Here is a 230-nt window from a genome sequence, read left to right on the forward strand (position 1 = left end):
CAGCCATGATGAGTACTTCACCGTCGACAGAATCCACCCATGAACGTCCCGTTTGGCGGGAGCAGGCCAACTTCGTTATAGGTGCCAACCTGGAAGAGAAGGGAAGGACAGAGCAACTGTGGGCGCGGCAGGTTGGAGACCTGGAGTTCGAGATTTGTTGCATACCGTTTTTTCTTTATGACCTGTCGCTGGGTGATGTTGTCGAAACGGACGAGAGCTACACGTTCGTT

At 53.0% G+C, this 230-nt stretch carries 1 protein-coding gene; it reads left to right on the plus strand.

Annotated elements, in window-relative coordinates; genetic code table 11:
* Nucleotides 1–230, plus strand: a 230-nt coding sequence (locus tag AC3XQU_RS25145) for a DUF4265 domain-containing protein (protein WP_489876802.1), incomplete at both ends; no start/stop codon positions are given.

This window comes from Telluria sp. AZSoR62, assembly GCF_058111565.1.